This is a genomic window from Streptomyces bikiniensis (assembly GCF_000716625.1).
Classification (GTDB): Bacteria; Actinomycetota; Actinomycetes; order Streptomycetales; family Streptomycetaceae; genus Streptomyces; species Streptomyces bikiniensis.
The window spans coordinates 1-10,239 of sequence record NZ_JNXJ01000089.1; the positions used below are offsets into that span (position 1 = coordinate 1).

9 protein-coding genes and 2 pseudogenes are annotated in these 10,239 nt (G+C 65.3%); 3 read left to right on the plus strand and 8 right to left on the minus strand.

Translation table 11 applies throughout. The features are described from left to right. Positions 1–71 precede the first annotated feature (71 nt). Together OO47_RS33775 and OO47_RS32660 are read left to right on the plus strand one after the other, a co-directional pair. A pseudogene (locus OO47_RS33775) lies at positions 72–470 on the plus strand (transposase); the annotation flags it as partial. 152 nt (positions 471–622) lie between these two features. Next, positions 623–1,381, plus strand: coding sequence for a DUF4253 domain-containing protein (locus OO47_RS32660; protein WP_078490145.1), 759 nt, complete (start codon positions 623–625; stop codon positions 1,379–1,381). A 577-nt stretch (positions 1,382–1,958) separates the two neighbouring features. Here OO47_RS32660 and OO47_RS32665 read toward each other — a convergent pair. The 3 genes from OO47_RS32665 to OO47_RS37120 form a co-directional block, all read right to left on the minus strand. Further along, positions 1,959–2,153, minus strand: coding sequence for a hypothetical protein (locus OO47_RS32665; RefSeq protein WP_030223344.1), 195 nt, complete (start codon positions 2,151–2,153; stop codon positions 1,959–1,961). A 215-nt stretch (positions 2,154–2,368) separates the two neighbouring features. Then, the gene (locus OO47_RS32670) at positions 2,369–2,704 is read right to left on the minus strand and encodes an STAS domain-containing protein (protein WP_030223347.1); all 336 of its coding nucleotides are present in this window, start codon (positions 2,702–2,704) and stop codon (positions 2,369–2,371) included. 467 nt (positions 2,705–3,171) lie between these two features. Continuing rightward, positions 3,172–3,348, minus strand: coding sequence for a hypothetical protein (locus OO47_RS37120; RefSeq protein WP_158708748.1), 177 nt, complete (start codon positions 3,346–3,348; stop codon positions 3,172–3,174). An 806-nt stretch (positions 3,349–4,154) separates the two neighbouring features. Between OO47_RS37120 and OO47_RS35830 the strand changes: the two are divergent. Then, a pseudogene (locus OO47_RS35830) lies at positions 4,155–4,355 on the plus strand (ATP-binding protein); the annotation flags it as partial. Between the two features lie 132 nt (positions 4,356–4,487). On the opposite strand, the gene OO47_RS32680 reads toward OO47_RS35830, so the two are convergent. The 5 genes from OO47_RS32680 to OO47_RS32695 all read right to left on the minus strand — a co-directional run bounded on the left by OO47_RS32680 (position 4,488) and on the right by OO47_RS32695 (position 10,105). Continuing rightward, on the minus strand, positions 4,488–4,739 hold the full coding sequence (locus tag OO47_RS32680) for a hypothetical protein (protein WP_030223352.1): 252 nt from the start codon (positions 4,737–4,739) through the stop codon (positions 4,488–4,490). 620 nt (positions 4,740–5,359) lie between these two features. Beyond that, on the minus strand, positions 5,360–6,403 hold the full coding sequence (locus OO47_RS35835) for a glycosyltransferase family 39 protein (RefSeq protein WP_234323386.1): 1,044 nt from the start codon (positions 6,401–6,403) through the stop codon (positions 5,360–5,362). A gap of 400 nt (positions 6,404–6,803) precedes the next feature. After that, complete coding sequence (locus tag OO47_RS32690) at positions 6,804–7,085, minus strand: hypothetical protein (RefSeq protein WP_033211138.1); 282 nt, start codon at positions 7,083–7,085, stop codon at positions 6,804–6,806. Positions 7,086–7,513: 428 nt separating this feature from the next. Then, positions 7,514–7,915 (minus strand): hypothetical protein, encoded by a 402-nt coding sequence (locus OO47_RS37125; protein WP_158708749.1) that lies wholly within the window; start codon positions 7,913–7,915, stop codon positions 7,514–7,516. Between the two features lie 1,968 nt (positions 7,916–9,883). After that, a complete protein-coding gene (locus OO47_RS32695; RefSeq protein WP_030223358.1) occupies positions 9,884–10,105 on the minus strand; it encodes a hypothetical protein in 222 nt (73 codons plus the stop codon). Between the last annotated feature and the right edge of the window lie 134 nt (positions 10,106–10,239).

A 10,239-nucleotide genomic window follows, 5' to 3' on the forward strand; every position in this document is an offset into this window, starting at 1 on the left:
AAGGAAGCAGCTTCCCGCCTCGCATGGTGCCTCTTGCGCTTACGCGCTCGGGGCCACCGGTGACCTATTAGAACTACCGGTACTCCACCAACCACCAGGTCGTCATCGATGCCGACACCCGACTGGTCGTCGTGGTCGGCCAGCCGCTCGCCGGGAACCGCAACGACTGCAAGGCATGGGAGGAGTCCGGCGCCAAGGACGCCGTCGGCAACACGGTCACGATCGCCGACGGCGGCTACCCGGGCACCGGACTGGTCATCCCACATCGCCGAGAGCGTGGCCAGAGTGACCTCCCGGACTGGAAAGAGGAACACAACAAGTCCCACAAGCAGGTCTGAGCCCGCGTCGAGCACGTCTTCGCCCGCATGAAGACCTGGAAGATCCTCCGCGACTGCCGCCTCAAAGGCAACGGCGTCCACCACGCCATGCTCGGCATCGCTCGGATGCACAACCTCGTTCTCGCTGGTTAGGCAAGCGGGCCGCACCGCGGACACCGTGCCCGAGGCGACTTCAAGATCTTTGCGGGACAGCCCTTAGGAAGCCGAAAATCCTGCACAGCTAGCATCCACACGTGCACCCCGAACCTCGATCGGCCCTCAGGACCCCGCTCCCGCCCGGCCGGATGATCACATCCGACGAGGGCGACGGAGATGTGCAGCCCCTTTGGCTCAGCGATCGGCCCGCCCCGGTCGAACTGTGGGCACAGATCCAGACCGAGCACACAACCTCCGGCCTCTGGCCACTACTCCTCGACTCCCCGGATTCAGACGGCGGCGACTTCCGCCCATGGGGATCGGGCGAGATCTTCCCCGAGCGGATGTCATCCCCAGCAAGCCATGACCCAGCCGGCCTGCTCGCGCAGTGGTGGGCGGCCCACACCGCCGTCGATGAAGACGACGTGCTCCCCGCCGCAGAACGCCTCGCTGTCACAGCCCCCTTCGGCCAGAGCTGGCCCGGCCTCGCGCCCAGCCGAGAAACAGCAACGAACGCCGACCAACTGGCCGGCGAGTACGCGCAAGCATTCCTCACCGACCGGCCTCAATCCCGGCTGGGGCTGGTCATCGCCGCATCCGGCGCCGAGGCCCTCACCGCCGCAGGCTGGACCGGACCCTGCAACTACGACGACGACACCGCAAAGTTCTCCGCGGTCATCGCGGACTGGGAGCACCGCTTCGGTACTCGTGTCGTCGCCGTCGGATTCTCCACCCTGCACATCAGCGTCGCCGCTCCACCGATGAACCAGGAAGACGCTCTGCTGGTCGCCGCTGAGCACTTCGCCTTCTGCCCGGACAACATCTGGCAAGGCAGCCGCCCTCACACACTGGCCGCGTACGCAGAACGACTCACCGGCGCACACAACTGGGACTTCTGGTGGGACTGATCATCCCCACCGCAACGCGACCCTCACGCCCTACACGCACGACAACGGACCTTCACCGGAAAACGACAGCGGCCTTCACCAACCGAACGACACCCCAGCAACGCGGTGCCCAACCCCGCCACACCCACCACCAGTGAAAACCCGTGACGCACACCCAGTGCACATCACACGACGCGCATCAGCCACCAGGGCAGAACGAGCCCGCTGCGCGCGGCCGGACGGACGACTGGCCGCAGGGCGTCGGACTCGATGTTAGGAGGCGATAGGGGACGAGTAGGTGGATTCTGGGAGCAGCCTTAGGAGGTGGACGTGATGCGCACCCGGATCTCGGCGACCGTCTCAAATGACTCTCTAGACGAAGCGCTAAGCGCCCTGGAGAGCCTTGCACCCAGCCCTTCGGGCGTTGCCCAGAGCTATCGGCCAGGGACGTCTACGACAGCAGTGGCGGTTTCCCTACCTGGTGATGTACGGAAAGATGTGGCCACGCAGCTACGTGAGCGAACCGAGTTGTCGTTCGAGATCGAGCTCGTGGACGACTGACAAGCCCTGTGAGAGGCAGGTAAGTGTCAGGTCGAGGTCAGACGTCGGCGGAGGCGCGCAGGCCGAGCTGGACGACCGCTAGAGCGACGGCGTCACGGATGCTCAAGGCCTCGCCATCCCGGTCGGCCCCGGCACGCAGGAGCTCGGCACGCACCCCCAGGCGCTCGGCCAGCTCATGCCGGAAGCCGGTCAGGTTCCGGCAGCCACGCCACCGGCCCGGGTAGTGATCCACACCGGCACCGTAAAGCCGCGTACGGCCCCAGCGGAGACGGATGCACCCGGATGGGCGCCGACGGCCAGCCGAGGCGCCAGCGGGGCGTGCAGACGCCTGGGTCTTGGGGTGGGGAGAGCATGCGGGGCGCTGGTCGGAGACGGAGACGGCCTGGGGCCGGTACCCGTGGTTCGGGTGCCGGCCCCAGGCGGGGGAAGTCCGCTTCCAGCGGTGGATCACGGCTTGCAGGCGGTCAGGCCGGCGGGGGTACGGGGGATCAGTCGCGTCAGGTCATAGGCCGTGGGGAACAGGTCGGCCGCGATGAACAGGAGCTGCAGAGGCTGGTCCTGCACTCCGGTCACCGTCGTGCGGTAGTGCGGGGCGGGGCCGAAAATCAGGCGCAGGCCGGCTATGTCGGTGAAAGACAGGTGCTCCAGATCCCACACCAGGCCGGTGACCTGCTGTGGGAGGCGGTCCACGGCCGCACGCAGCGGGGGCAGGGTGTCGAGGTCGAGTTCCCCGTGCGGGGTGATACGGGCGGTGGTGCCGGTGATCGTGGTGGTGATGTCCATACGGGGCGCGCCCCCCTTCCGGGGGTTGATGAGCCCACAGACGAAACACCCCCGGTCCCGAAGAGGGAGGAAGGGGTGGACGGCGATGGCGGGATGAGGGTGCCCGGAGAGGGAGCAACTCCCACATCCCAAAGGCCGCCGTTATCAGGTGGCGGCCGGTCTCTTGTCCCCCCACCGTCCCACACCCAGCGCCAGACACGAAACGGTGCACGAATGTACGGCCGCCGAAGGACAGAGTCCCTTGACCAGTGGGTGGTCAAGGGGGCGTGGCCTTGGAGTGCAAGGCGGTCAAGGGGGGTGCGCGCCTTCGATCCGGGCGGGCCGGCCGCCGCCGGGCGGAGCGGTCACATAAGGCGCAGTCACACGTGGCGCCGGGTGCGGTTTCGGGGTATCGGCCGAGGTCAGCCCGTGTGACTGACAGGTCGTGTTACTCCGTGTGTGACTGGCCGCGGGGCCGGTTCGGCGGGTCACCGGAGCGCCACAATCAAGGCGACGACGGCGACGAGGACGGCAGCCCAGGCGGCGCAGGCGCCCAGCGGCTTAGCCAGGCGGGGGTGGCGGTCGGTCAGGTAGCCGATCGCGCCGAGGAACAGGACGCTGGTGACGACCAGGAGCAGGACGACGATCAGGTGGAGCGTGGACATGGTGGTGCTCTCTTTCGGGTGCTTGGGGGCGCTCCGGGTGAGCGCCGGGGGCAACAGTGCGGCGTGGCGGGCGGTGGATCGAGTTCTCGCGAAAATCCGTCCGGTGCCCCTGTGGGCCCTGGAGCGGAGGGGATTCGCGGACGCTTGACAGGCACGGTGAACACGGTCCGCCGGGTTGGCGAGAGCACCTTGCGGCGCCGCACACCAAGGCACGCAAGCCCCGGCCACGATGGGTATGGCGAAGGCCGCATTCAATAGCTGACCCGGGGCTTCCCGGGCGGTCGGCGTATGGAATGCGGCCTGAGGTACTGCTAAGAGCCCAGCCAGACGGTCTTACTCGGTTGTTATTTGGGGGTGGCGGCCGTTTGTGACGGGAAGTGGCCCACGTCACACTGCGAGGACGAGGGCGAGGGTAGGAACAGGTTGCCCTACGGGTTGCCTTACAGGTTGCCCTGTAGGTTGCCCCCAGGTCCCCGCACCGGGCGCCTCCGTGAGGCTGTGACCTGCATGTCAAGGGGTGCGAGGAGGAGGCCGGCGTCGCCGACTACTTCCCTACAGGACCCTCCTGGGAGCTTCAGGAAGTCCGACCCGAAGACCCGTCGACTTGGACAGGGCCGGACGCGGCGCGGCAAGCGGCGCCGGGACGCGGGGCGTGGGCGTGCTCCTGGCCGTGCGCGGCGGGAGGGCAGGGCAAGAGGGTGGAGCGGCCCGGCGGTACTGCGTCCCAGAACAGCGTCTGGGCGCCGGGCCTCACCCGCGCACGCCATATCGGCACGGGCTGAACGGACCCTATCCGCCCCGGCCGCCGCCACGGCGCCGAGCTCCTCCTCCAGGTCCTGACCGAACGCGAGGAGAAGAACAGCGTCGCGATCGCCTCCGACAATTCCTTCGGCGGCTGGACGAAGACGTTCACTGACCCGCGCCTCTGCGTGGCCATCGTCGACCGGCTCACGTTCAATGGCACCATCATCGAGACCGGCACCGACTCCTACCGCCTCGCCAGCACCCGAGCTCGAGCTGAGGAGCCCGCCAAGGCCGGCTGGCATCTGCCGCTGCCTGACTCGCCGGCCTACCGCCCTCTCGGGCGGCGCCGGCCCGCGTTCGCAGGCAGTGCTGTCCTGTCGCGAGAGTCGATCGGCTCAGTCTTCAAGGCTGCCGTCATCGACCGGACGCAGGCGGCGCCGGGCCTCCTCCAGCCGCACGTCATAGTCGGGGAAGAACAGCTCGGGCAGCATCTTGTCCAGCTGGCCGGCGATCCGATGGATCGGTGCCCATGCCGCCGGATCATCGACGGTGTTGCTGAGATCGGTCATCTGCAACCGTTCCAACCAGTCCGACAGGATCGTCGCTTCGTCGCGGGTGAGCTTGATCGTGATCTCTGGCTCTTCCACCCCGGCCCCTCCCCTTCGAACAGGCGACTCAACGTTTGACGACACAACCTACCGATCGCCAGCTCCGCGAGACCGACCAGCCTTCATCGGGCCGGACACGTGCCGTCATCTCTCGTCGACATTCCCGAGCCGGTTGATCACCAACTGCCTCCGCAACCCATCGACAAACGCTGTTCCTGGAGATGAACGAAGCCAAGGTGCCGACCGCGCTTGAGCAGCTGGTCGACCGCCTCCTGGCGAAGGACCCAGCCCAGTGGCCGGGCAGCGCGGCAGAAGTCTGTGAACGCCTGGAGGAGATGGACGACCACCATGCCGACACGCCTCTGCCCAGCCGTGGACCTGACGTGACGTCCACCGTGGAGCTCACACCTCAGGAGGCCGCTCACGGAGCGGTACTCCCCACGCGGATGACTTCCCACCGGCCCTGTCCGGCTCTTGGAGCAGTTGGTCTTCTCGACGGCCGCTACTGAAGAGTTCGCCAAGTTCACCGTCATCCACCGGGGGCGGCCGTCGGCCTCCGTGGTTCCCCGCTGCGGCCGTGCCGCAGAATCCACCGTTTCGAGAAGCTGGGCTGGCTGAGATCCACCCACTTCCACGGCACTGCTCTATCGATGCCAAGGCTATAGCGGACCTGATCCGTTCAACCAGAATGCTCCGTAGCCAGCACTAATCGCTGCGGCAATAACGATCCAGGGCGTTGCTCGCTTGGAACGCGCGAGTGCAACTGCGAGCGGGAGCAGAAGAGGGAAAGCGGGAATCAGGAAACGGGGTTTTGAACCAAAGTATCCAGATGCGCCCACGGCAAGCAATGTGACAATGACGGAGTATACGACCACTGGGAGTGGATAGCCCTGACGAAACAACACCCAATGAGACCATGCGACGAGGGCTAGAAGAACAATAAGAACCACTAGCACGAGCGCCCAATGACCCCCGAGCGGCGCTGCCAGGAATTTAGAGAACGCCAGCCCGCCGTCGAAACCGTTTCCCCACCCTGCCTGAATTTTAAAGTATCCGAACGCTCCGCCTGTTTGAGCCCCAACCCAAAGAATGTACCCAGCGGCACCAATTGGAGAGAGGGTGCAAGCGACTACTATCCGCCAATACTCCCTCGTATCCCCGTTTTTTCTCGCAGAAAGAATCGCAAAGAACGCGGCACAAAAGATTGAAGCTGCGACGGCAAGTCCGATGGGCCGCGTTAGGCCTGCGAAAAAGGCAGAAACTCCGGCAAGGATCCATTGCTTTCTCAGCAGAAAGCACAGTCCCCACGCTGCCAGCGCCACAAAAAGTGACTCGCTGTACGCCATGGACTGGACGATAGCCACGGGTAGAGCAGCCCACAAAATAACAAGAAGGTAGCCGGCACGCGGCCCTATCATGTGGCGAGTCAGCTGGAACAACCCTGCGGCAGCAGCGAGTGATGCGATCTGACTTATTGCCAGACCAGCAGTAGAGGAATCAATCCCCACGGAAGAGCCAGCGCGCTCCAGCCATGGCAGCAAAGGGAAGAAGGCCATACTAGAAAGGTGTCTACCGTCAGCAGCCTGTACTGAATACGTATAACCGTGGTCGGCAACGCGCGCATACCAAAGTGAGTCCCAACGGGCGCTAAGTAGGACCAGAGCATTCTTCCCATTGACTACAGAATAGATAGTCAGCGTCACGAGACCGATTATTTTTATTGCCGCAAAGGCGGCGAGTGCAACGAAAACGCTTCCGTGCGAGGTAGGTAAGCTCTTTTCGCTACTGCTTTCGCGCGATGAGCCGCTCAGCAGTACGCCGATTAGAGACACTGATCTACCTCATATTTCTGAGCAATTCCCGCGCTGAGTCACAGAGAGCGACCTGTGATGTAATGCGTCAGGCGCGAGAATAGGAAGTTCCTAATGGTTGAATTACGACTTTCTCCCGGACATGAACGCAGCAGCGGGTCCTGAGCCGGGAGCCTCAGGACCCGCACTCGCGGATGCGGCTAACGTGCCGGTCTATCAATAGGCTTTCTTAGCCCTTGACCGCAGTCAAACAAATCGCTGGACGGGAGGCCGTGCGTGCCGGTCCGCTCCCTCACTTGATCTGTACGACGACGTCAACGATCGAGAAGTTGCAATCCGTTGCATAGACACGGGTCTTCTTGTTGGTGGTTACCCACTGCGTGTACTTGTCGAAGTCAGCGAAGCTGCAGACCGACTTGACCCGCCAGGTACCGGATCCGGTGCACTCGGCCCAGCCTCCGGTGTCGCCTACGCTCGTCTTACAGCTGAGGGCCTGCTCGCCGGCCGAGGCCGGCGGTATTGCGAGGCCGAGGAGCGCGGTGGCTCCGATCGCGATTGCACTGATTCTGCGCATACTGATTGCCTGTAGCAAATCAAGTCATCTCACAAAGCGTGGTCGGTACCTGCGTCTGTGTGGTTCTAAGCCATCCTCTGAAACTTCCTTGATCTCGCTGCTGACCCTCGTGCAGGCTGCATCTACGCCGCTACCTGCGGTGATCTCAGGGGAGGGTACGAAGAATGAGCAAGCGCAGAATCAGTGCAATCGCGATCGGAGCCACCGCGCTCCTCGGCCTCGCAAGTGGGGGCACGACCAGGCAGTACGCCGTTGACTGCGCTTACAGCATCGATCGCGTACAGGTTGAGATGAAGTAGGGAGCGGCACGCCGCCGAGGCGCCCCTGATCCTCACGGGAGCGGGCTTGCAGACTGTCGAGCCGGACCGGCCGATCTTCTCCTTCAGGATCGAGAAGCGGTCCATGGATGCAGCGCTTGAGAACTCTTGCTACTTCTGAGTAGAAGACAAGAGCTGAGATACGCGTTGGCGTGAGACACCGAGGATAAGGGCGATCTCCGCGCCTGAAATTCCAGATTCCTGGAGTCTCTTCGCCAACTTGCGGTATGCCAGAGCGGCCTCATCCTGAGCCCTCTTGGCCTTCAGGTGTGCCTCAGTGGATGCGCGCCGTTCGGGTTCCAGGTCGGCACTCAGTTCTACAGAAAGCTGGGTTCCGACTTGGTCGCGGGAAATGCCCTTTCTCTCGGCGATAAAGCTAGTCGCCGCATTTACTGCATCAGTTAGCCGGCGCACCCATATATCGCCGATCCCGGGGAGGGACAGTTGCCAGCCTTGATCCTGCCGTGATGCATATACCCGGTACATGCCTGGCGTTTTTGAGTCATCGCCCATGCAGGAAGGTTAAGGGGGGGTTGACAGTAAAGTCAAGCCCGTATTGTCATCACGTCTAGTGTTGAGAACAGCGCTGCTCTCCTCGACCCGCTGTGGCCCAGCTTCGTTCAGAGCGGAGTGCTCCCCGTGAGGGAGCACTCCGCTCGGCGTTGAGGGTATGGGCAGCCTCGCCGACCCGGCGGGGCCGAGGGGGGGCGTGCTGGAGGCTCCAGTGCCGTAGCGAGTTCGGCGAGGAAGCGCAGCCGCGTGGGAAATTGATTGAGCTTTTTCAGAGTGGCCACTGATCGAGTGACCCGGTCCGGGTCAGGATGAGGGCCGCAACGCACAGGGCTCCCGTGCCGTTGAGGGAGGTGTTCGAAGTCTCCACCCATCGGCGCAGGAGCCCTGTTGGTTCCCCATCCTGCCGCACTCGACCTGCCTCATGCTCTGGTCGAGTGGGTATCCATGCTCATCGTCACCCGTGAGGGTGACCGCCGCTGCAAGCTCACAGGAGTCCTTCCCCGCGGGCGCGGGGAGCAGCGAATCCGGCGACAAGAGAGGGGGTTCGGCATGAGTCCTTCCCCGCGGGCGCGGGGAGCAGTCGCCCGGCATGGCCACCGAGTATCCCGTGACGAGTCCTTCCCCGCGGGCGCGGGGAGCAGTTCGTCATTCGATGCCAGACGCGCGGTGCTGCGAGTCCTTCCCCGCGGGCGCGGGGAGCAGCCTTTCTGACCTGCAGTTCTATCCCACCAACAGCCCCCTCGAAACCACTTTCACCGAAACGGACAAAATACCCGCAACGCGTTCCGGTGCCCCTCAGACGACAGACCACTTCCACCAGCACGGCAAGTAGTCGGCCAGGGCGGCCGCCACGCTCGCTCGGGCCCCTCCCCGCAAGGAGGCAGCCGGCCATCGCGGCGCGAGGCGACCGGCCCGCTCCAACCCCTGGAACACCTCGCCCCGGCGGGCTCGGTCCGGCTGCCGAACAGCCTGCCGCCTGTCCGCCCCGCAGGCGTCCCACGGCGTAGGCCGGGCGACAGGGCCGAATCTGTAGCGCTCAGGATACTTATCGGCTGTTCCGGCCCCGCCCCCCGGACGATGACCACCGCGGCCCGGCAGGGCGAAACGCCGACGAATCAGCACGGCCGGGAAGGCGGCCTTCGCGGAAGGGAGCGGCCTCGCCGGCCGGGAAGTGGACGAGCGCCAGACGCAGAACGCCTTTCCCAGCCGGCCTCACCGTCATGAAGCCGGCACATCGCACACGACTCCCAGTAACGAGAGGGCGCTCACCGGCATAAACGCCGAACGGCCCGCACCGAACCAGGCGCGGGCCGTTCTCCACCCAAGAACCCGCCGGGGGGGAAGTCCGGCGGGCCCTGCATATCCAGAGCGCCCCCAAGCGCTCCACCCCCGTATGCCCCCGGAACCGTGACCCACACCCCCCGACTTTCCCGGGCCGGGTCGGCCCCGGGAGCCGGAATGCGCAGGAGCCGTCCGGTGAGCGGCACTCGTCCCACGTGCCACCGCACTTGCTTCCCGGCTGCGGTGGGGTGGCTGTTGAGGCGGAGCCGTATGCCGGACCCGGTGCATCTCCGGCCTGCCAGGTCCGACGCAGGACGGAGCAGGCCGGTCCCGGCAGAGGGCCGCGCCGCCACCCACCGCCGTACCTCTGGCTACGCCATGAGCTGATAGAGGGCGACCACGGCCGCGCCACAGGCACTCAGCCCCAGCAGCAGACCCGCCAGACTCTTGACGAGAGGCCCCGGGCACGGCATGGCCGGGGGCCGCGCCACACTGACTCCGGCTGGCCTTGTTCGTTGTGCGGGTCGGTCCGAGTGGTGCAGGTGGGCCAAATTGCTTGTGCCGAACTGCACGTGATGCCGAGCCGTTGCGCCTGGCAGAGCCTGTTCGTCGTGGATGCGGTTCGAGCCTCTTGTGCCCGGCCGCCGCACCGGCCGGGCACAAGAGGCTGGAGGAGCTCTGCGTGGGTCAGACCGCGAGGTCGCTGGGGGTGGTCGTGGCGGTGGGGGCCTCGGCTAAAGTCACCAGGCTGGTGAAGATTTCGCGGTCGTGCTGGTGGGCGCTGACCCGCACGCGGTCGGGGTCCGTGAGGCGTTCGGTGACCAGGAGGCAAGGGGCGTCCATCTCGGCGTACCGGACGAAGTCCGAGTCCATGCCGCGGTCGCCCAGGTCGTTCAGGGCCCGCTCCATCAGATCACGGCCTGCCCGATGACCGCCCTAACAAAGTTTCGCCAGGGCGGCTATCCGAGCCAGGTGATGGTGAGGACGGACAGGCGGCGCAGGGGGCGGTTGACCCAGTAGGTGAGGGAGAGCTGGCCGATGGA

Bases quoted from the DNA above. Each gene is read 5' to 3' on its own strand.
- OO47_RS32660 (WP_078490145.1), top strand. From the start codon at position 623: ATGATCACATCCGACGAGGGCGACGGAGATGTGCAGCCCCTTTGGCTC.
- OO47_RS32670 (WP_030223347.1), bottom strand. From the start codon at position 2,704: ATGGACATCACCACCACGATCACCGGCACCACCGCCCGTATCACCCCG.
- OO47_RS37120 (WP_158708748.1), bottom strand. From the start codon at position 3,348: ATGTCCACGCTCCACCTGATCGTCGTCCTGCTCCTGGTCGTCACCAGC.
- OO47_RS32690 (WP_033211138.1), bottom strand. From the start codon at position 7,085: ATGCGCAGAATCAGTGCAATCGCGATCGGAGCCACCGCGCTCCTCGGC.
- OO47_RS37125 (WP_158708749.1), bottom strand. From the start codon at position 7,915: ATGGGCGATGACTCAAAAACGCCAGGCATGTACCGGGTATATGCATCA.
- OO47_RS32695 (WP_030223358.1), bottom strand. From the start codon at position 10,105: ATGGAGCGGGCCCTGAACGACCTGGGCGACCGCGGCATGGACTCGGAC.